Here is a 21,012-nt window from a genome sequence, read left to right as displayed (position 1 = left end):
TCGACTTGCATGTATTAGGCACGCCGCCAGCGTTCGTCCTGAGCCAGGATCAAACTCTCCAATAAAGAGTTGATTAGCTCATTGCTAAACTCTAGCTTTTTATTACTTGTTTTTTGTTCTATAACGTTAGTTATAAAACGATTATTGTTGACGTTTGTTTGTTCAGTTTTCAAAGAGCAATTTGTTTGTTGCTATCAGAAGCAACTTTTATATAATATCATAATCAATTTTTGAAGTCAACTACTTTTTCAAAAAGTAATTTTCAGCGATTAACTTAATCAATCTGACGACTTTTTATATACTATCACCCTTCCTTAATGAAGTCAACCCTTTTTTCTTCACTTTTATCGTAATCAGTAAATGATTAAATAATAGATAATGTTCCTTAATAAAAGATGAGAGTCTTACTTCATTTCCAAAGTGTGATAAAAATCAATTACAATTAAGTATCGTCTACTAAATGAATAAACCACCTTCCCACCCTAACTATTATAAAACTCACAAAAAAAGATTATCTATCTTTTCTTCAAAGGTTTATTCATTCCCTTTGAGTAGTATAGATAATCTCTATCAAATTATAGTAAATATACCTTTAAATAATGTACAATTGAATTGCTACTAACGCTGCTACACCTGGAATTCCTAATATCCCTGACACAGTTGAAGTCGCAAAATTTATCGGCACATGTATACCATATTGATTACCAACCGTATTTAGGAAAAATAAAAATAATGCACCTATCATAATTTTAATAATACCTTGTCCAATCATTCTAAGCGGCTTTATTGGTGTTCCAACTACTAGCAACAAAATAATTAAACCGATAACAATAGATATAATAACAACCGGACTCACTATCCATCCTCCCTCACTATGCTTGTATTTATAATTATGTCTACTTTCTATAAATAAGACCTAGAAGGGACAACTTTTCCTATGAATTATAAGACTATATCCAATACTTTTTAATATTTAAACAAAAGATTGCTTTGTTCCATTATGCTCTAATCTCCAATAATAATGGAAAAGAATAAAAAACAAAAAAGAACAGACCGAGCAAAAATAAGTTTTCACTCGGTCTGTTTATTATTTTAATAAGTTTATTTTTCTTTGTTTTGCTTCTTTAAATAGGAAAAAGTATTTTGCTTCTGACAGTTTAGCAGTGCTAATTACTTCATCGGAAGGATCAAAACTTTTATCTAATAGACTCTTATCATTTAACCATTCTTTCTTTAAATGATTAAATTGGACTAATAGCTTTTCATCGAAATCCTTCCTTAACTTCCCTTTTCTTTGAAAGAACATCACTAGCCCTCCTGTTCTTACACTTCTCTTCTACCTTCTAATGCTTTAGATAGTGTAACCTCATCTGCGTATTCTAAATCGCCACCTACTGGTAAACCATGGGCAATTCTTGTGATTTTAATTCCTGATGGTTTAAGAAGACGTGAGATATACATGGCTGTTGCTTCTCCCTCTATATTCGGATTGGTTGCCATAATAACCTCTTGCGCTTCATCATCTTGCAATCTTTTTATTAAAGAAGGTACATTAATATCTTCTGGTCCTATACCATCCATCGGAGAAATAGCACCATGAAGCACATGATAAAGTCCGTTATATTCTTTCATCTTTTCCATCGCAATTACATCTTTAGGATCTTGAACTACACATATAATACTTCTGTCTCTTCTGCTATCTTCACATATATAACATGGATCTTGGTCTGTTATATGCCCACAAACAGAGCAATAAGTAAGGTTTCTTTTTGCATTAACAAGTGCCTTTGCGAAATCTAACACTGTATCTTCTTTCATATTTAATACAAAAAAAGCCAGTCTTGAGGCCGTTTTAGGCCCGATGCCTGGCAATTTCATAAAGCTGTCAATCAGCTTTGATATAGGTTCAGGATAATGCATAATCTCCCTCCTTAAAACATTCCAGGAAGATTTAATCCTTTTGTAAACTGACCCATAGTAGAGTTAGTAAGTTCATCCGCTTTTTTTAATGCATCATTTGTTGCTGCTAGAACTAGATCTTGCAACATTTCTACATCTTCTGGATCGACAACCTCTTCCTTAATAATGACATCAAGAATTTCTTTATGACCTGATACAACTACAGTTACCATTCCGCCCCCTGCTGTTCCTTCAATTTTCTCCTCACCAAGTTGCTCTTGAGCTTCAGCCATTTTCTTTTGCATTTTTTGCATTTGCTTCATCATATTTTGCATATTTCCCATTCCACGCATTTATCATTACCTCCAGTTTATAGTTTCCATTGGTTTATCTACATATTATGTACATATATAACCAATAGGTTCAAAATTAATCCTTCACTTCTAATAATTCTTCACCAAATAATTTTATTGCTTCCGAGACAACAGGATTATCTTGACGTATTTCTTCGTCTTCCTCATCAGACTCTGCATGATGAGAACTATTTAGAAAGTCTTCCCTTATAGTGAGCCATTGTTCTTCCGGGACTCCTAATAAATTATACCTTGTACCTGTAAGCTGATACAAAGAATTAGTAATCGTCTCTATAAATTTACCATTATCTAATGCCATTTGACAGTGGATTTCATATTTAAACTTAATAATCAAAGAGTCAGATGATGCAGCAACTGGTTCTGCTTCATTCAATAACGCTGCCTGTGATCTCATTTGATTTTGGACTAGCGTATTTAGCATTGCTCCCCAATTACTTTTTACTTTTTGTAGTTCTTGCTTCGTTGCATTTTTTAGAGTCTCCGTTATTTTACCTAATGGAGCTTGGAATCCTTTTCTATTCGTTCTAGCTTTTTTCTGTATTGTCTGTGTTTCCACTGCTACAGATACTCCATTTTGCTTGAGGTTCGAAACTTCTTGTTCTAAAGAAGTTATCTTATCAAGTAAAGATTGTATTTCTGGGATACTCACCTGTGCTTGTCCAGATGAAGTCGCCGTCTCTAGCTGGCACAGATTCACAATCGCCACTTCTAAAAAGATTCTAGGATGATTGGTCCAGCGCATATCTTGCTGCGTTTTATTTAATACGCGAATAAGCTCATAAATTTGTTCATGTGTATACGTTTCTGCAAGATCTTTGAAATCATCATCTAACAAAACTCGCTCTAATGATTCTTCTAAGCGAGGCGCTGTTTTATATAGCAGCATATCTCGATAAAAAAAGATAAAATCTTCAATAAATCGATTAGAGTCTTTTCCTGCAAGAAGTAATTCATCTAATGATTGAAGACCTCTTACAGTGTCTCCATCTAAAATAGCTTTAGATAAAGTATTTAAAAAGTTTTGGGAAACAGCTCCAGTTACGGTAAGAGCATCTTCGACTGTAACTACTTCATTGCTATAAGAAATAGCTTGATCTAGCAAACTTAACGCATCACGCATTCCACCATCTGCCGCTCTTGCAATCATTTGCAATGCTTTTTCCTCACAGGAGATTGCTGACTCATCCATAATCAATCTCATTCGATTGACAATCGCTTGCGATGTAATCCGTCTAAAATCAAATCGCTGACATCTTGAAATAATCGTTAAAGGAATTTTGTGAGGTTCAGTAGTGGCCAAAATAAAGATTACATGTTTAGGGGGTTCCTCCAATGTTTTCAAAAGAGCATTAAATGCTCCAATTGATAGCATATGCACTTCATCGATAATATAAACTTTATAAGGTACAGAGCTAGGAGCAAATTTAACCTTATCTCTTATATCCCTTATTTCTTCTACTCCATTGTTAGAAGCAGCATCTATTTCGATTACATCTGGTATAGTACCATCTGTAATGCCCCTACACGCATCGCACTCATTACAAGGTTCACCAATTGGTGCTCTCTCACAGTTAACAGCCTTTGCTAATATTTTTGCTGCACTTGTTTTCCCTGTTCCCCTTGGTCCAGAGAACAAGTAAGCGTGAGATATTTTTTGTTGAAGAAGGGCATTTTGCAATGTCTTTGTTACGTGTTCCTGCCCTACTACATCTATAAACTGCTGAGGACGCCAAACCCGATATAAAGCTTGATAGTTCATAGTACCCTCCATTTTTTATTCATACAATTATTATAGCTTATCCATGTATATTTTTACATCCATAATAGCATACATAAAGGCATCTAAATAGCTTCCCTTTAAAAAAGAAAAACCACGGCACCTCTTTCTATTTAAGTAAAAACCGCTCATTTATTCGTTTTCATCTTACAAAAAAACTCATCCTAGTGGATGAGTTTTGTATGTATAAATTAAGCTGCCGTGCACCTTTCATCGACTGGCACCCATAAGCGTTACTTAAGTAGTTAGCTCGGTCCAGGTAACCCTGCGGCACATGGGGGTGTCCACTTAATGCTGCTTCCTTCCGGACCTGACATGGTTCATGGATTCCCATTGCGCAGGACCCGGACGTCAACACCACTTACTTAAGGCAGACCCTACAGGATACCAGCCTCAGAAAGGAATTCAGCCTCGCTAGAGCGGATTGCGAGTACAGGGCACCGCTACCTCCCCGCTTAGCACGACAAAATTGATACCGAATATTAGGTGTCCTTAAGACACACTCTTAGTATACTGATAATGAAAGGAAAAATCAACATAAAGCATTTGTTAATTATTGTAAAGATCATTTTTACTTGTCTTTTGTCTTTTTTCTTCCTTTCTACGATTTCTAATTTCCTGAAAAAAAGAAGTTAATAACTGTCCGCATTCTTGGTCTAATATACCAGAAGCCACTTCACTCTGATGATTAAACCGACTATCTTGAAGTAAATTCATAAAGGTACCAGCACAACCTCCCTTTGGATCAGCAGCTCCATAAACTACTCGAGGAATACGTGACAGTAGAATAGCGCCAGAACACATCGCACATGGCTCAAGAGTAACATAAAGTGTTGCTTCTTCTAACCTCCACGTACCTAATACTTTACAAGCTTTTTCAATGGCGAGTAATTCTGCATGGGCAACAGCAGATTGATCTGTTTCTCTTAAGTTATGTGCTCTTGCTATTACCTCCCCCCTATAGACAACAACTGCTCCAATAGGCACTTCTCCAATTTCTGCCGCTTTCTGTGCTTCCTCTATCGCTATTTTCATAAATAATTGATCTTGTTTTTCTTCCATTCTTACAGCCCACCTATATAAAAACACAAAATTTGTTATGAAATTTCTTCTTTGATTTAAACTAAGTAAACTAGATAATTAATCACAACCATTCCACTTTAGCCAAACGAGAGAAAGTTGTTGGATGGACTGATTGATTTTTCTTTACAACTAGAACCAATGCTTCATTCTACCATTTTACATAGAAAAGGAGAACCGTATGGAATCATCTGAAACAGCTCTGTTAATTATTGATATGATTAATGACTTTAATTTTGAGCATGGAAATATTTTAGCAGAAAAGGCATTAAAAATTGCAGATCAAATCCAATTACTAAAGAAACAATGTGATAAAGAAAATATTCCAATCATCTATATCAATGATCACTATAATTTATGGCAAGCAGAATTGAACAAAGTAATAGAGTATTGTAAAAATGAAAAAAGCGAATCTGTTATTGGCAAAATAAAGCCAACTGACAAAGATTATTTTTTAATAAAACCAAGACATTCTGCTTTTTATGGGACAGCCTTACATACATTACTTACCCAGTTGCAAGTAAAAAAGCTTATCCTTAGCGGAATTGCTGGCAATATTTGCGTGTTATTTACTGCAAATGACGCCTATATGCGAGAATATCCACTTCTTATCCCAGATAATTGTATTGCTTCTGTTGACGATGAAGATAATCACTATGCTATTCGAATGATGAAAAATGTTATGCGTGCAAAAATATTTACATTCAAAGAAAACACGAGCATTTCTCCTCTTTCTTCCTCATAAGCTGTAATAATGTATCCTTATCAGGAGGGAAGAATATGCAAATTCATGTTGTCAGCAATAATCAAACCTTAACAGGCATTGCAGCTGCATACGGTACTACAGTTAATGATTTGGTAGAAGCGAACGACCTGCCAAATCCGGATCGATTAACAATAGGGCAAGCACTAGTCATTCCCATCATCGGCAGCTTTTATTGGGTACAGCCAGGAGACAGCCTCTGGTCTATCGCTCAAAGATTCCGATTAAATTATGAACAATTAGCCACTATTAATTCCATTCCTGTGAACCAATCTTTACAAGTCGGCTTACGTTTATACATTCCAGATCGTCCAAAAAGACCAGTTGATACTAATGCATATGTGGAACCAAGAGGAACATCTGTTGCCCCTAATTTAGAGGCAAGCGCGCGAGAAGCCGCTCCCTATTTAACCTATCTCGCTCCTTTTAGTTTTCAAGCATTACGGGATGGAAGCTTAAAAGAACCGATCCTCAATAATTTCCCTAGCATTGCCCAAAGAAATAGAAATGTACTCATGATGGTCATTACGAACCAGGAGAACGATCAATTTAGTGATGAATTAGGAAGAATCCTATTAAATGATGAAACCATCCAAAATAACTTTATCAATAATATAGTTGCGACCGCTAAAAAATACGGATTTAAAGATATCCATTTTGATTTTGAATATTTAAGACCAGTTGATCGGGAAGCCTATAACTCCTTCCTGCGTAAAGCCAAAAATCGTTTTTCACAAGAAGGCTGGCTATTATCTACTGCTTTGGCTCCTAAAACAAGTGCCGATCAAAAAGGAAAATGGTACGAAGGACATGATTACAAAGCCCACGGAGAAATTGTTGATTTTGTTGTCATCATGACATATGAATGGGGCTATAGTGGCGGACCTGCTATGGCTGTTTCTCCTATTGGGCCTGTAAGAGAGGTACTCGAATATGCAATCACCGAAATTCCCTCTTCTAAAATTATGATGGGGCAAAATCTTTATGGATATGATTGGACACTGCCATTCGTTGAAGGATCCATTGCAAAAGCACTTAGTCCTCAAGCAGCAATACAGCTTGCAGCTGATAATAATGTCGCTATTCTTTATGATCAGAAAGCACAGGCTCCTTATTTTAAATACACAGATAGTGCAGGGAAATTACATGAAGTATGGTTTGAGGACGCCCGCTCCATTCAAGCTAAATTCAATTTAATTAAAGAATTAAATTTAAGAGGAATCAGCTATTGGAAATTAGGGTTGCCATTTCCTCAAAATTGGCTTTTAATAGTAGATAATTTCCAAGTAACAAAAAGAACTTAAATACAAAAGGAAAGGTCTCTTTTTCAATCAGACCTTTCCTTTTTATGCATCTTCTAACCAATTAATTTTGTATATATTGACTTTGCCATACTAACCTCTGAGGTTCCATGAATAATAGCACGACCATCCTTAAATAGGATAACTCGATAACCATCATAATGAAAAGAAACTAAATAGGGATTTGCAATTAAGTTTTCCACCAGAGATTTCCACCGTTGCGAGAGCCCATATAAATCCAATTCCTTAAAAATAGGCGGACGAATATGAACCGCATCTCTCCCACACAGTACAGCCGCTTTCGTTTGTTTTTGCGCTGATAAATACGGAAAGTCAGCATCGTCCCCACAAGAAGGACAGCTGTTATTTCTTAATGCCGCAACATTCACTTCCGCATATTCCATTTTCCAAATATCAAAAGAACGAAGGACTGGCCATACTGTTTTACCTGCAAGAATCTGCATTGCTTGTGATACTTGCATGGCAGCAACCCACTGAACGATAGGACTAATAACACCCGCCGTATCACATGTAATTTGTTGAGAAGGAAGCTTTTCAATTAAACAATGGAGACAAGGAGCATGTTCTCCAATAACTGGATAAGAAAGCCCATAGCTCCCAACACAAGCTCCAAATAGAAAAGGAATATGATGCTTAATCGCAGCATCATTTATCACCATTCTTGTTTCAAAATTATCCGTTCCATCCATTAAAATAGATGCACCACGAATAAATTTTTCCACCGTATGATAGTTAATATCCTCTACAATCGACTCAATAAGTGTATGACTGTTAATTTCCTTTAGTCTTTTTTCTGCAGCAATTGCTTTAGGAAGCTTTTTCGCTGCATCCTCTTCTGTATATAACTGCTGTCTTTGCAGATTACTTTGTTCCACGTAATCACGATCAATAATGGTGAGTTTTCCTATTCCCGCTCTAACTAGCATCTCAGACACTGCCGATCCTAAAGCTCCAGCTCCTAAAATAACAGCGTGACTATTTTCAATTTTCATTTGCCCATCTTTTCCAATAAATAATGCTTGTTTCAAAAAGCGACTAGTCAAGATGTAATCATCCCTGTCAAAGGACTACTTGCGACTCCATAATTTTTCTCTGCTATTCTTCCTGCTTCGTATCCTAATCGTCCTGCTTCGATCGCTAGCTTCATGGCATATGCCATTGTAACTGGGTCTTTCGCATTGGAAACTGCCGTATTCAAAAGCACCCCATCTGCTCCAAGCTCCATAGCATATGCTGCATCCTTTGGAGAACCGATTCCTGCGTCTACAATAACAGGAATCGCGCTTTGTTCAATAATAAATTGTAAATTTAATGGGTTGATAATTCCTTTTCCAGACCCAATTGGCGAAGCGCCAGGCATAATGGCATGAACCCCTAACTGTTCTAGCCGTCTAGCAAGCACTACATCATCAGAAGTATAAGGCAATACAATAAATCCTTCTTCTAACAACTGCTCAGAAGCCTTTAACGTTTCTACAGGATCTGGCAGCAGCGATTTATCACACCCGATTACTTCAACTTTAATCATGTCACATAATCCAGATGCTTTTGCAAGCTTAGCGATTCTTACCGCTTCCTCAGCTGTTTTTGCGCCTGCTGTATTAGGAAGGAGCGTATATCTTTTTAAATCTAATTGCTCTAAAAAGTTCGGCTGTGATTCTTCAAATATATTCATCCTCCGTACAGCAAAGGTTAGAATCTCACTTTGTGATACTTCTACAGCCTTTTTTTGCACCTCAAGTGACGGATATTTCCCTGTTCCAAGTAATAAACGAGACTGAAACGTGCGATTAGCTATTGTTAACATGTTTACCCTCCTCCAACAAAATGAATTAATTCGACTTTGTCTTTTTCTTTTAATAGATGAGCTTGATAGTGCTCTTTTCGTAAAATATTTTTATTTATCTCCACAATCACAATACGATTATTTAATGCAAATAAATGCAATAAATCTTCCACTGTAACTACATTCTCCGGCAGCTGCTGTTCCTTCCCATTCAATTGGATGATCAATTACTTACTTCCCTCCCTATGCATAAAATCATGACGCTCCACTTTAAATGCATCTACCCACCGTTTCTCTACAGGTGAACCAATCATTAAATCACGAATCATCTTCCCTGTAGCTGGTGCTAATAATATGCCATTTCGTTGATGCCCTGTTGCAAAATATAAGCCTTTCATCTCTGGATGCTCTCCTATAAATGGATATCCGTCATAAGTTTGTGGTCTAAGTCCCGCCCATGCCCGCTTCCATTTCATCTTTCCAACTTCCGGTATCATTCTTTTTGCTTTTTTTATCACTTCTTGTAGTCCATCAAGGGAAGGATCTTCAGTCCAATCATTCCATTTTTTCGTCGCACCAATAATAAGCTCATTATTATTTCTAGGTACAATATAAAATTGGTCATGAAATACAGAATAATGTAACGGAGCTCCATCATTTAACGCGGCCACACATTCGCCCTTTACTGGAATAATTTCATGAGGTAATCCTAATTGCTGAAAAAAGTAATTACTCCACACACCACTCGCAACGACAACATTATCTGTTAAAAAGGTCCCTTGCGACGTTTTCAGCACATATCCCATTCCATTCTTTTCCACTCTTAATACACGGGTATATTCATAAATTTCGGCTCCTAATAGCTTAGCTCCTTTACTTAGACCATTACATGCTATTAATGGGGTAATATGTATATCCTCTTTTAAATAAGCTGCTCCTACAATATCTGCTGCTAGCTGAGGTACTTTTTCTCTTGCTTCTGTGCAATCCAACCATTCCACTGACGATAAGGAAAGAATAGATTCCAGGTCTCTCTTTTCTTCCTCTGAATAAGCAAGCTTCAATAATCCACCATTTTTCTTTTCAAAATCAATAGTTGTTAGTTCTTTTATCTCTTCATAAAGTTCCTTATATAAAAGCTGGCTACTTCTTGCAAATGGATAGAGCTGCATAAATTCTTTATACTCGGAGTGAGCACCTAGCATTCCAGCTGCAGCACTTGTTGATTTTCCGCCCATTTGCTGTGCTTCGAAAATAGCTACCTTTCTCTTCTCTTTTGCCAAATAGTAAGCGATAGAACTACCGATAATTCCACCACCAATAATTGCAACATCAAACTTCTTCGTTTCCAAGCTCTTCACATCTTTCTCTCATACTTTGCACTACCTTTAATGGATCAGATGATGAAAAAATAGCTGACATAATAGCCACTCCATCCACACCAAAACTCGCTAGTTCTTCTATTTGATTCTCCGTAATTCCCCCTATAGCATACAGTGGAATAGATATATTTCTTTTTATTTCAGAGATAGAGGACAACACGATAGGAGGCTTTCCTTTTTTACTATTTGTAGGATAGCAATGGCCGTATATGACATAATCTGCAATCTCTTTATCTGCTAGAATTGCTTCTTCTTTGCTATGAACAGATACACCTATATACATTTTTGGAAACCTTGTTTTCACATCATTAACAGACACTCCACTTGTCGGTAAATGGACATTTTTTAACGAATGCAATAGCGCAATATCAAGACGATCATTAACAATTATTTTTCTTGCAGGTACCCCTTCCTTAAGCAAATAATCACATAGCCTATAAATTTCTTTTGGACTTTTGTCTTTCTCTCTAATTTGCAGATAATCCACATATGGATGGATTTCTAATAAAATTGATAAAAGCTTCTTTAAGGTATGTTTGTTATCTGTGACAGCCATTATCTTAATATTCATCACCCCAACTTATCATTTAGAAGGAAAAGTGGCTGAAAACACCAAAAACCACTTTTCCAATTATAGAAAAGTGGTTAATAAACTACGCCTAATGAAAAGTTCATTAGACACGCATATTTAAAGATACTCCACTTTCCTACGCAGGTACGAACCTGTTCAGGTTTTGAGGGTTTAAAAAGTAACTACTTTATTCTCAGCCCTTATCAAGGGATCCCCTAGTGATTCATTTATAAACTTTACCCATATACTACCATAAATCAAAAATTTAGCAATATAAAATTCAAAATTTTTTTACTCTTTTATCCTCTAACTAGGGTAATCATTCATTAACCAATAGTTCTATTTGAAATAAGCCGTAATAATACTTCAGGAAAAAACATGCATATGTCCACATCACTCTTCATGTGTTAAAATGACTCTTGTACTATTTTTATTACCTACTAAAGGAAGCAATTGTTTGTATAGGCTTTACACGCAAAATAGTTGTTAGGCTAATCTACAAGCCTTTTAAAAATCTTTGCTCCTTAAAAATAAGAGAACAGGAGGGACAAGTGTGAATAGTATCCCTTTTATTACAGTAGAAGGACCTATTGGAGTTGGGAAAACTTCTTTAGCTAAATTACTCTCAGAGTACTTTCAATACGAGCTTCTAAAAGAAATTGTCGAAGAAAATCCTTTCCTCGGAAAATTTTATGAAAACATTGATGAATGGAGTTTTCAGACAGAAATGTTTTTCCTATGTAATCGATTTAAGCAGTTAAACGATACAAGAGACCATTATCTATCTAAAAATATTCCTGTAGTTGCAGATTATCATATATTAAAAAACCTTATTTTTGCTAAAAGATCTTTACAGGATAATGATTTACAGAAATATGTTCGTATATATGAGGTGTTAACAGAAGACTTACCGATGCCGAATATTATTATTTACTTACATGCCAGCTTGGATACAATAATGGCACGAATCAAAAAAAGAGATAGAGACATTGAAAAAAATATTAGTCCTCTTTATTTAGAACAGCTAGCTTCTGATTATGATATTGTCATGAATGACTTCAAAAAAAATAATCCACATATTCCTGTATTAGATTTCAATGGAGATACACTGGACTTTGTTCAAAATAAACAAGACTTAGTAAAAATTATTGACACAATAAAAGAAACTTTAAATATAGGAGCCTTTAAACATGAATCTACGAACAAAATATAATATTCCTAGCAATTCCGTTATTACGATTGCAGGAACAGTTGGTGTTGGTAAATCAACGCTAACAAATGCACTAGCAGATGCTTTGCAATTTCGAACTTCCTTTGAGAAAGTGGATACAAATCCATATCTTGATAAATTTTATCATGACTTTAGTAGATGGAGTTTCCATCTGCAAGTATATTTTTTAGCAGAACGCTTTAAAGAACAAAAAAGAATCTTTGAATATGGCGGCGGATTTATTCAAGATCGTTCCATTTATGAAGACACAGGCATATTCGCGAAAATGCATTATGAAAAAGGAACAATGTCAGAAGTAGATTATGAAACATATACAAGTCTTTTTGATGCAATGGTGATGACACCTTATTTCCCACATCCAGATTTGTTAATATACCTTGAAGGATCTCTTGATGATATTTTACAGCGAATTGATCGAAGAGGTCGAGAAATGGAGAAGCAAACGCCGATTGATTATTGGAAAGAAATGCATGGAAGATACGAAAACTGGATTGAGTCTTTCTCTGCATGCCCAGTACTTCGTTTAAATATTAATGAATATGACGCTATCGCCGGAACACAGTCTATCGAACCAATTATCGAAAAGATAGGAACGATTCTTCAGCAAAAAAATTATAGCCATAAAGCATAAAAAGGACTTTCCTTAGTTTACAAATACAGTCAGCTTCATCTTGTTCGAAAGATTCGCTGACTGTATTCCAAAACAATAAGGAAAATCCTATATATATAAGTTGTTTTCTAAAAGTTTGTTGCTATTTTCAATAGGAATAATAAATCAATTAGAAAAACTGATTCGCTCCATGGAAACTGAGGTGGATTCGAGTCGCAGATCTTTACAACAAACTTTACAAAATAGTCTATGTAAACAATAAAAACCTGCTACCGTAGTAGCAGGTCACATATATCTCCAAATATTATGCGCAATGTAAATTAAAAAATCATGGAGGAGGAAAGGGGATTCGAACCCCTGCGCGGTTTGACCCGCCTGTCGGTTTTCAAGACCGATCCCTTCAGCCGGACTTGGGTATTCCTCCATCAGACAAGTAATAATATATCATCTATTTAATATTAAGTCAACTATATTTTTCATTTTTTTATTTTTTATTTTTTTTATCAAAAAACATATAAAAAATGCATTAATAATAGTATTCTTCTACACTAAATTAAGAATAGCTAACTTCTCGGAAGAGCTGCTCCCTTCCAAGAAGTCATATCCTTTTATCTATCTATTTATTACCTTACTCAGGAGAAATTACTTCTCTATTTCTCATATAAGGGCGAAGTACTTCAGGAATTACAACACTTCCATCTGCTTGCTGATAATTTTCTAGAATAGCTGCAACTGTTCTTCCAATCGCAAGGCCAGAACCATTTAATGTGTGCACATGCTCCGGTTTTCCTTTAGGCTCTCTGCGGAAGCGAATATTTGCTCTTCTCGCTTGGAAAGCCTCAAAATTACTACAAGAAGATATCTCACGGTATGTATTATAGCTTGGAATCCATACCTCCACATCATACTTTTTCGCCGCTGTAAAGCCCAAATCTCCTGTACACATACTCAAAACACGGTATGGTAATCCTAGAAGCTGCAATACTTTCTCTGCATTTCCTGTTAAAGACTCTAGCTCTTCATAAGAATCTTCTGGTTTCACAAACTTCACAAGCTCTACTTTATTAAATTGATGCTGTCTGATCAGACCTCTTGTATCTCTACCTGCAGATCCTGCTTCTGAACGGAAATTGGCGCTAAATGCTGCATATTTGATTGGAAGCTGGTCCCCATCAAGTATTTCATCTCTATGCAGGTTGGTTACAGGTACCTCTGAAGTTGGAATTAAGAAGTAGTCTTCTTTTTCTATTAAAAAAGCATCTTCTTCAAACTTAGGTAATTGTCCTGTACCTGTTAGACTTGCTCTATTCACTAGGAAAGGAGGAATAATCTCTTTATACCCATGTTCCTCTGTATGCAAATCAAGCATAAAATTAAATAATGCTCTTTCTAGTTTAGCCCCTAAACCTTTATAAAATACAAAACGACTTCCTGTTACTTTTGCTGCCCTTTCAAAATCTAGCAAATCTAAGTCAGTAGCAACATCCCAATGTGGCTTTGGTTCAAAATCAAATTTTCTAATTTCGCCCCATTTTCTAATTTCAATGTTATCATCTTCCGTATCCCCTACTGGAACACTCTCGTGAGGAAGATTCGGAATTCCTAGCATAATGGTTTGCAATTTTTCTTCCACATCACGTAGCTCATTATCATATTCTTTAATTTTTTCGCCAACTTCTCTCATTTCTACAATAAGAGCCTCTGCATCTTTTTTCTCTCTTTTTAAAACTGCTACTTGCTGTGATACTTCATTTCTTTTGCTTTTTAATTGTTCTGTTTCAACAATAAGCTCTCGACGTCTTACATCCAATGCTTCAAAATTTTCAAGCTCTGATAAATCTTCTCCTCGATGCTGTAATTGACTTTTCACAAAATCAAAATTAGCACGAACAAATTTAATATCTAACATCTCTTTATTCCTCCCATTTTTTTCTACATGCAATCTACTTCTTTTAGGTTAGACGCCCTCTGTTAGAAATTCTCAAGTTTCTTTTGGAAAACAAAAAACTCCCGTCCCCAAAAAAGGGACGAGAGTTACCCGCGTTGCCACCCTAGTTAAAAGCAAAAACTGCTTTTCACCTTAAAGATCATAACGGTTTTTAGCCGAAAACAATTACTAGCAATCATTGCGTTCCTTGTTTTTACTCTAGGATGGATTCACAAGCTTTATTCACCGATTCACACCAACCATCGGCTCTCTTTTAGAATAAGTAACCTGTTACTATTTCCTATCATAGTAGATTCCATATATTAATTGCATTTATCTTACTATAATTATTTCCGAAATTCAACAACTTATGCAAATAAGTGTTGCTTAGCTTCTATTGCCATATTTATAAAATAGCCAGTTAAACGATGATCTTCTGTTAATTCAGGATGGAAAGAACAACCTAAGAACTGTCCCTCTCTCGCTGCCACAATACGATCATTATGTTTAGCTAGCACTTCTACATTTTCCCCAACGCTCACGATATGTGGTGCACGAATAAATACAGCTGTAAAATCCTCTGCAACTCCTGCAATATCTAAGTTTGCTTCAAAGCTCTCCCTTTGTCTTCCAAAAGAATTACGCTCGACTTGCACATCCATAACACCAATATGAGGTTTATCATAGCCTTTAATGGATTTAGCTAATAAAATTAAACCCGCACATGTTCCAAATATCGGCTTCCCAGATTGAGCAAACGTTTGAAGTGCATCCATAAAGTCATATTTATCTATTAACCTTCGCATCGTTGTGCTTTCTCCACCAGGAATGATAAATCCATCAATTTCATCTAGCTGTTCTTTTTTCTTTATAATAATAGCCTCTGCATTATTCGCCTCAATAGCCTTCACATGTTCTCTTACAGCTCCCTGTAATCCAAGTACCCCTATTTTTATATTTGGCATGGTACTCATATTACCAACCACGCTCTTGCATACGTGCTTCTGGGCTTAAACTAGAAATTTCGATTCCTTTCATTGCTGTTCCAAGATTTTTAGAAATTTCTGCAATTAGCTCATAATCTTGATAATGAGTAGTTGCTTCTACTATTGCTCTAGCAAATTTCGCAGGGTTGTCTGATTTAAATATACCAGATCCTACAAATACACCATCTGCGCCTAGTTGCATCATAAGAGCCGCATCAGCAGGTGTTGCAACACCACCAGCAGCAAAATTAACAACTGGCAGACGACCTAATCTTTTTATTTCTAAAAGAAGGTCATATGGTGCACCTAAAATCTTAGCTTCTGTCATTAATTCATCTTCGTTCATATGAACAACTTTACGTACCTGTGCATTTACTTTTCTTATATGACGGACTGCCTCCACAATATTTCCTGTTCCTGGCTCCCCTTTTGTACGAAGCATAGAAGCACCTTCACCGATACGTCTTGCAGCTTCTCCTAGATCACGACATCCACAAACAAATGGAACAGTATATTCATTTTTATTTAAATGGAACTCTTCGTCTGCTGGAGTTAACACTTCACTCTCATCAATATAGTCTACGCCCATAGCTTCGAGCACTCTTGCTTCGACAATATGGCCAATACGTGCCTTTGCCATTACAGGGATTGTTACTGCATTCATTACTTCCTCTACAATTGTAGGGTCAGCCATCCTAGCTACTCCGCCAGCTGCGCGAATATCTGAAGGAACTCGTTCAAGAGCCATTACTGCTACTGCTCCTGCTTCCTCTGCAATTTTGGCTTGTTCTGCATTAATAACATCCATGATTACTCCGCCCTTTTGCATTTCAGCCATTCCACGTTTTACTCTATCAGTACCAGTTTTCATTGTTTGCCCCCTGTAAAGTCTCAATTTTAACACAAAAATTATTGGAATCTTTAGAAGAAACTTATTATTCCCTAATGAAAATAAACAATAAAAAAGAGCTTCTGTCAATACAAGAAGCCCTTTTTCTTACAATTTCTAAAATGTATGCGATTTTCTAATAGATTATTGTCTTTTACTTTTTCACAAAGATTTAATTAGAACCAGCCTTTTACTGTATCAAAAACACTTCCCCATACATTTGAAAAGAATGAACCAACACCGCGCATAGCTAAAACAAACCAATTTGCTTTTTCAACTGTTTCGTTTGCTACTAGGTCTACTTGTACCTTTTCTTTTCCATCACTAGTTAAGAATGGCACTTCTTTTCCGTCTTTCGTTTGTACGGTTACATAACCAACTTTATCTCCTTTTTTAATTGGAGCAGTTAGTTCCCCATCATCATTTAATTTCTTTTCATCTAAAACAACTTTTGCTACATAATTTTCTTTTTCATTATTCTTGATTACTAAGTTAATAGCATCTTTAGTACCAATGCTTACTTTATCTTCTTTTCCTTTGGTTACATCCAATGTTTTATTTTTGGAATCGACATAATTTGCAGGAAGAATTTCTTCCGTAGTGAAATTGCCAAAAGCATAGTCTAGCACTTTTCTTGCTTCAGCAAAACGAGAATCCTTCGATTCACTTTTCATAATAACAACAATATAACGTTGATTCTCTTTTTGTGCTGTAGCAGTAACATTGAATTTTGCATAGTCTGTAGAACCTGTTTTTAATCCATCTACCCCTTCATATCCATAAATCAACGAAGGTATTAACCAGTTGAAGTTTTTATATTCTCTACCATCTCTAAACTTCAGACTTGGCATACCAGAAGTCTCTAAAATTTCCGGATAATCATGAATTAAACGGTAAGCTAATTTCGCAACTGCTTTAGCTGACATTTTATTTTCATCTTCACTGCTTCCTGCTGGAATATTTCCCAATAAATCACTATTGTTTAAACCAGAAGAGTTTACAAATTCAAAATCCTCTAAACCTAATTCCTCAGCCTTTTGATTCATTACACTAATATAATTTTTTTCTGTACCTGCAATTAATTCTGCCAATGCAACTGTCGCAGCATTCCCTGAATGAATGGCCATTGCTTGATACAATTCCTTAACTGTATATTCTTCCCCTTCAGTCAACCCTACATTTGATAACCCAGGTGCACCTGACAGTCTGTGAATATAATTATTTATTTTTACTTTTTGATCCCAAGAGATTTTCCCATTTTTTATTGATTCTAGAACAATATATTCTGTCATCATCTTTGACATAGAAGCGACTCCAAGAAGCTCGTCCGTATTTTTTTCATATAATATTTCTCCGGTATTCGCATCCACTAATATAGCTGCCCCTGCATCTAATCCAAGCTCATCATTTTCAGCAGCATTTGCTTGATATGGTAGAACTGTTGATAGTGTACTTAAGAATAGTACGGCAATGATGAAAGACACCGTCCACTTTTTTACTTGTTTCAATATTAAAACCTCCAAAACTATTTTATCTATTAATCTAGCTTTATTTTCTAAGTTAATTATTTCCCTTGTACAGTTTAACATAAAAAAAACAAAAAAAATAGACAGCGCTATTGATCACCGTCTATTGTAAATGAAGGAAAGTTTTATAACCAATCATTAATAATATATATTAAGAAAGGGAATAGTTTGGTGCTTCTTTCGTAATTTGAACATCATGTGGGTGACTTTCTCTTAAGCCAGCACCTGTCATTTTTACAAATTGAGCATTCTCTCTTAATTCATATAAATCCTTTGTACCACAGTAGCCCATACCAGAGCGAATTCCACCAACTAATTGATAGATCGTATCAGAAAGTGGCCCTTTATAAGGAAGGCGACCTTCAATACCTTCAGGAACAAATTTTTTGTTATCCTCTTGGAAGTAACGATCTTTTGATCCTTTTTCCATCGCAGCAACTGAACCCATTCCTCTGTACACTTTAAATCTTCTTCCTTGGAAAATTTCTGTTTCTCCAGGACTTTCAGATACACCAGCTAGCAAGCTTCCTAACATAACTGCATGTCCACCAGCTGCTAATGCTTTGACGATATCACCAGAGTATTTAATTCCTCCGTCAGCAATAATTGATTTACCATGTTTTCTAGCTTCCGTAGCACAATCATAAACAGCCGTAATTTGAGGAACACCTACACCTGCAACTACCCGTGTTGTACAAATGGAACCTGGTCCGATACCAACTTTAACAATATCTGCTCCAGCTTCAATTAAAGATCTTGTTCCTTCAGCAGTAGCAACATTACCAGCGATAATTGTTATATCAGGGAATGCCCTTCTAATGTCTTTAATACCGTCTAAAACCCCTTGTGAGTGTCCATGTGCTGTATCAATTACCACTACATCCACATTGGATTTAACAAGCATTTCTACACGTTTTAATGCATCACTCGTTACTCCAACAGCTGCACCAACTAATAGTCTCCCTTGTGCATCTTTTGCTGAATGCGGGAATTCAATTACTTTTTCTATATCCTTAATTGTGATTAATCCCTTTAATACCCCATCATCATTAATTAAAGGCAATTTTTCAATCTTGTATCTTTGTAAGATTTTTTCTGCTTCTTCTAATGTAGTTCCTACTGGAGCCGTTACTAAATTCTCTTTTGTCATAACATCCGAAATTTTAATGGAAAAGTCCTCAATAAAACGAAGGTCTCGGTTAGTAAGAATCCCTACTAGTTTTTGCTCATCGTTATTATTAACAATTGGCACACCAGAGATACGATATTTACCCATTAGATGCTCTGCATCAAATACTTGGTGTTCAGGAGTTAAAAAGAAAGGATCTGTGATTACACCACTTTCTGAGCGCTTTACTTTGTCTACCTGCTCTGCCTGTTGCTCAATAGACATATTTTTATGAATAATGCCCAATCCACCTTGTCTTGCAATAGCAATAGCCATTTCTGCTTCTGTTACAGTATCCATTCCTGCACTAATAAGCGGAATGTTTAAGTTAAGATTTTTCGCTAATTGTACCTTTAAGCTTACATCTCGAGGCAATACTTCCGATTTAGCTGGAATTAAAAGAACATCATCAAACGTTAATCCTTCTTTTGCAAATTTACTTTCCCACATTTTAACGCCTCCATATTGTTAAAAATATTATTAGTAGGTTATCAATTGGATAAAATACTGTCAAGGTCAGTTTAATATGTTTAATTTTTCAAAAAATTTAAGGAGAGTTAAAAAATGCCCAATTATTATAAAGACTGGAGCTCTTTTAGTTGTTTTTTTTCCGCAGAATACAGCCAAAATTTTCTAAAAAAATGTTATCGCGATCTATATATATCTGATTTGGAAACAAAAAGCTATCAAAACTGCTATCCTTTCATGTATTTTTTAGAACATGGAAAATTATATTACCAACAAGCCGAGACAGCTCCACTAAGTATTCAGCCGATTCTTTTATTTTACGGTCTCGTTCATTTAATAAAAGCATGCCTATTAACAGTGGATCCAAACTATCCAAATTCCACCTCTGTTTTAGCCCACGGTGTCTCAACTAGAAAACTAAAAAAGCAGCAGTATTTATTTTTTCAAGACGAAGTTAAAATACAAAAAAACGGATTATTTACTTTTATGGCTAAGAAAATGTTCTCCTATGATAATTTGGAAGGTGAAAAAGTAAAAATGGATTTTCTCTTTAATCAGGTCCCAGAATTATCTAGCTTATTTCAACAATTAGAAGGGAAGTCAACATTTTTACAAGTGAAATATCTTCCGCCTCTTATTACGTTGCCAAAACATATTTTAGATTTATATCATTCAAACTGTAATCATTTTAAAAATCATCTTGAAAATTATTATGGCATACATTTAGAAGAAATAGAGGAAAATAGGAGTGAGCTGTTAATCCGACTTTCTGAACCTCTTCCTCATAATAATTTCATTAAATGGGATACGAAAGAAAAATCTTATGTTATTTCTTCTGATAAAGAAAGACCTTGTTTTTCAAATGAAATGTTATCCCACTACTTAATTTTGTATAACTTAAGTATGATTGCTAGATACGAGATTGAATGGTGGAGTGAATTATTAAAAACAATGCCGAATAAAGATTATCCATTTATTGAATCATTTTTATTAATTGCTGCTGAAAAAGGACCTCAATTAATTTATCAATTTTTAAATAATCGAGTAAGTACCTAGTCCACTGGGGATCGACTAGGTACGGTTCTTTTCTCACTTTGCTTTTTATATTTTTAAATTCCTATCACTTATTTACTTATACATATAAAAAACAAGCATCCACCAAAGTAGATGCTTGTTTTATTCGTGCCTGGCGACGTCCTACTCTCACAGGGGGAGAACCCCCAACTACCATCGGCGCTTTAGAAGCTTAACTT

General features: G+C 35.6%; 21 protein-coding genes, 1 tRNA gene, 1 rRNA gene, 1 other RNA gene, 1 riboswitch and 1 other annotated feature. Of the genes, 5 read left to right on the top strand and 19 right to left on the bottom strand.

The annotated features are described in order from the left end of the window. The 8 genes from ACTQ5K_RS23560 to tadA form a co-directional block, all read right to left on the bottom strand. A 16S ribosomal RNA gene (locus tag ACTQ5K_RS23560) occupies window positions 1-65 on the bottom strand; the annotation flags it as partial. Window positions 66-592: 527 nt separating this feature from the next. After that, a complete protein-coding gene (locus ACTQ5K_RS23555; RefSeq protein ID WP_031539269.1) occupies window positions 593-856 on the bottom strand; it encodes a pro-sigmaK processing inhibitor BofA family protein in 264 nt (87 codons plus the stop codon). Between the two features lie 231 nt (window positions 857-1,087). Further along, window positions 1,088-1,306 carry a YaaL family protein gene (locus ACTQ5K_RS23550; protein WP_031539266.1) on the bottom strand — a complete coding sequence of 73 codons (219 nt, stop codon included), beginning with the start codon at window positions 1,304-1,306 and terminating at the stop codon, window positions 1,088-1,090. A 17-nt stretch (window positions 1,307-1,323) separates the two neighbouring features. Further along, window positions 1,324-1,920 carry a recombination mediator RecR gene (recR, locus tag ACTQ5K_RS23545; RefSeq protein ID WP_016205308.1) on the bottom strand — a complete coding sequence of 199 codons (597 nt, stop codon included), beginning with the start codon at window positions 1,918-1,920 and terminating at the stop codon, window positions 1,324-1,326. A gap of 11 nt (window positions 1,921-1,931) precedes the next feature. Next, window positions 1,932-2,252 (bottom strand): YbaB/EbfC family nucleoid-associated protein, encoded by a 321-nt coding sequence (locus tag ACTQ5K_RS23540; RefSeq protein WP_031539265.1) that lies wholly within the window; start codon window positions 2,250-2,252, stop codon window positions 1,932-1,934. A gap of 76 nt (window positions 2,253-2,328) precedes the next feature. After that, window positions 2,329-4,032, bottom strand: coding sequence for a DNA polymerase III subunit gamma/tau (gene dnaX, locus ACTQ5K_RS23535; protein ID WP_441994371.1), 1,704 nt, complete (start codon window positions 4,030-4,032; stop codon window positions 2,329-2,331). Window positions 4,033-4,249: 217 nt separating this feature from the next. Then, an RNA gene (gene ffs, locus ACTQ5K_RS23530) (signal recognition particle sRNA large type) lies at window positions 4,250-4,514 on the bottom strand. Between the two features lie 85 nt (window positions 4,515-4,599). Next, window positions 4,600-5,112, bottom strand: coding sequence for a tRNA adenosine(34) deaminase TadA (gene tadA / locus ACTQ5K_RS23525; protein WP_031539263.1), 513 nt, complete (start codon window positions 5,110-5,112; stop codon window positions 4,600-4,602). Window positions 5,113-5,311: 199 nt separating this feature from the next. Here tadA and ACTQ5K_RS23520 point away from each other — a divergent pair, with 199 nt between their 5' ends. Together ACTQ5K_RS23520 and ACTQ5K_RS23515 are read left to right on the top strand one after the other, a co-directional pair. Continuing rightward, entirely contained in the window at window positions 5,312-5,875 is a 564-nt protein-coding gene (locus tag ACTQ5K_RS23520; protein ID WP_031539262.1) for an isochorismatase family cysteine hydrolase, read from the top strand. 35 nt (window positions 5,876-5,910) lie between these two features. Further along, window positions 5,911-7,197, top strand: coding sequence for a glycosyl hydrolase family 18 protein (locus tag ACTQ5K_RS23515; RefSeq protein ID WP_109769388.1), 1,287 nt, complete (start codon window positions 5,911-5,913; stop codon window positions 7,195-7,197). Window positions 7,198-7,250: 53 nt separating this feature from the next. Here the strand turns inward: ACTQ5K_RS23515 and ACTQ5K_RS23510 are convergent, their stop codons facing one another. From ACTQ5K_RS23510 to ACTQ5K_RS23490, 5 genes are read right to left on the bottom strand one after another with little or no spacing between them, the layout of a single operon-like run. Further along, window positions 7,251-8,258 (bottom strand): ThiF family adenylyltransferase, encoded by a 1,008-nt coding sequence (locus tag ACTQ5K_RS23510; protein ID WP_109769387.1) that lies wholly within the window; start codon window positions 8,256-8,258, stop codon window positions 7,251-7,253. Further along, a complete protein-coding gene (locus ACTQ5K_RS23505; RefSeq protein ID WP_109769386.1) occupies window positions 8,255-9,022 on the bottom strand; it encodes a thiazole synthase in 768 nt (255 codons plus the stop codon). Before ACTQ5K_RS23505 ends, ACTQ5K_RS23510 begins: the two co-directional genes overlap by 4 nt. 2 nt (window positions 9,023-9,024) lie before the next feature. Then, the gene (thiS, locus tag ACTQ5K_RS23500; protein WP_031539258.1) at window positions 9,025-9,228 is read right to left on the bottom strand and encodes a sulfur carrier protein ThiS; all 204 of its coding nucleotides are present in this window, start codon (window positions 9,226-9,228) and stop codon (window positions 9,025-9,027) included. Next, window positions 9,229-10,353 (bottom strand): glycine oxidase ThiO, encoded by a 1,125-nt coding sequence (gene thiO, locus ACTQ5K_RS23495; protein ID WP_441994372.1) that lies wholly within the window; start codon window positions 10,351-10,353, stop codon window positions 9,229-9,231. Next, complete coding sequence (locus tag ACTQ5K_RS23490; RefSeq protein ID WP_231512591.1) at window positions 10,334-10,954, bottom strand: thiamine phosphate synthase; 621 nt, start codon at window positions 10,952-10,954, stop codon at window positions 10,334-10,336. Before ACTQ5K_RS23490 ends, thiO begins: the two co-directional genes overlap by 20 nt. Before the next feature lie 116 nt (window positions 10,955-11,070). Then, a riboswitch (TPP riboswitch) is annotated at window positions 11,071-11,181 on the bottom strand. 326 nt (window positions 11,182-11,507) lie between these two features. Between ACTQ5K_RS23490 and ACTQ5K_RS23485 the strand changes: the two genes are divergently transcribed. Both ACTQ5K_RS23485 and ACTQ5K_RS23480 read left to right on the top strand, forming a co-directional pair. Next, window positions 11,508-12,167, top strand: coding sequence for a deoxynucleoside kinase (locus ACTQ5K_RS23485; protein ID WP_031539255.1), 660 nt, complete (start codon window positions 11,508-11,510; stop codon window positions 12,165-12,167). Beyond that, on the top strand, window positions 12,145-12,816 hold the full coding sequence (locus ACTQ5K_RS23480; protein WP_031539253.1) for a deoxynucleoside kinase: 672 nt from the start codon (window positions 12,145-12,147) through the stop codon (window positions 12,814-12,816). Before ACTQ5K_RS23485 ends, ACTQ5K_RS23480 begins: the two co-directional genes overlap by 23 nt. 310 nt (window positions 12,817-13,126) lie before the next feature. On the opposite strand, the gene ACTQ5K_RS23475 is transcribed toward ACTQ5K_RS23480, so the two are convergent. The 6 genes from ACTQ5K_RS23475 to guaB all read right to left on the bottom strand — a co-directional run bounded on the left by ACTQ5K_RS23475 (window position 13,127) and on the right by guaB (window position 19,741). Further along, a tRNA-Ser gene (locus tag ACTQ5K_RS23475) sits at window positions 13,127-13,219 on the bottom strand. A gap of 204 nt (window positions 13,220-13,423) precedes the next feature. Continuing rightward, window positions 13,424-14,704 carry a serine--tRNA ligase gene (serS, locus tag ACTQ5K_RS23470; protein ID WP_048718497.1) on the bottom strand — a complete coding sequence of 427 codons (1,281 nt, stop codon included), beginning with the start codon at window positions 14,702-14,704 and terminating at the stop codon, window positions 13,424-13,426. A 111-nt stretch (window positions 14,705-14,815) separates the two neighbouring features. Then, window positions 14,816-15,039: a binding site (T-box leader), on the bottom strand. Between the two features lie 51 nt (window positions 15,040-15,090). Continuing rightward, window positions 15,091-15,696 carry a pyridoxal 5'-phosphate synthase glutaminase subunit PdxT gene (gene pdxT / locus ACTQ5K_RS23465; protein WP_396953905.1) on the bottom strand — a complete coding sequence of 202 codons (606 nt, stop codon included), beginning with the start codon at window positions 15,694-15,696 and terminating at the stop codon, window positions 15,091-15,093. Between the two features lies 1 nt (window position 15,697). Then, entirely contained in the window at window positions 15,698-16,579 is an 882-nt protein-coding gene (gene pdxS, locus ACTQ5K_RS23460; RefSeq protein WP_048718496.1) for a pyridoxal 5'-phosphate synthase lyase subunit PdxS, read from the bottom strand. A gap of 194 nt (window positions 16,580-16,773) precedes the next feature. Then, on the bottom strand, window positions 16,774-18,105 hold the full coding sequence (locus ACTQ5K_RS23455) for a D-alanyl-D-alanine carboxypeptidase family protein (RefSeq protein WP_048718495.1): 1,332 nt from the start codon (window positions 18,103-18,105) through the stop codon (window positions 16,774-16,776). A gap of 169 nt (window positions 18,106-18,274) precedes the next feature. Beyond that, window positions 18,275-19,741 carry an IMP dehydrogenase gene (guaB, locus tag ACTQ5K_RS23450; RefSeq protein WP_441994370.1) on the bottom strand — a complete coding sequence of 489 codons (1,467 nt, stop codon included), beginning with the start codon at window positions 19,739-19,741 and terminating at the stop codon, window positions 18,275-18,277. Window positions 19,742-19,855: 114 nt separating this feature from the next. Between guaB and ACTQ5K_RS23445 the strand changes: the two genes are divergently transcribed. Further along, the gene (locus tag ACTQ5K_RS23445) at window positions 19,856-20,815 is read left to right on the top strand and encodes a YaaC family protein (RefSeq protein WP_031539246.1); all 960 of its coding nucleotides are present in this window, start codon (window positions 19,856-19,858) and stop codon (window positions 20,813-20,815) included. The last annotated feature ends 197 nt before the right edge of the window (window positions 20,816-21,012 follow it).

Source organism: Niallia sp. Sow4_A1 (assembly GCF_052116745.1).
GTDB lineage: Bacteria > Bacillota > Bacilli > Bacillales > Cytobacillaceae > Niallia > Niallia hominis.
The sequence above is the reverse complement of the archived record's forward strand: the minus strand, read 5'-3'. Positions and strand labels throughout refer to the sequence as shown.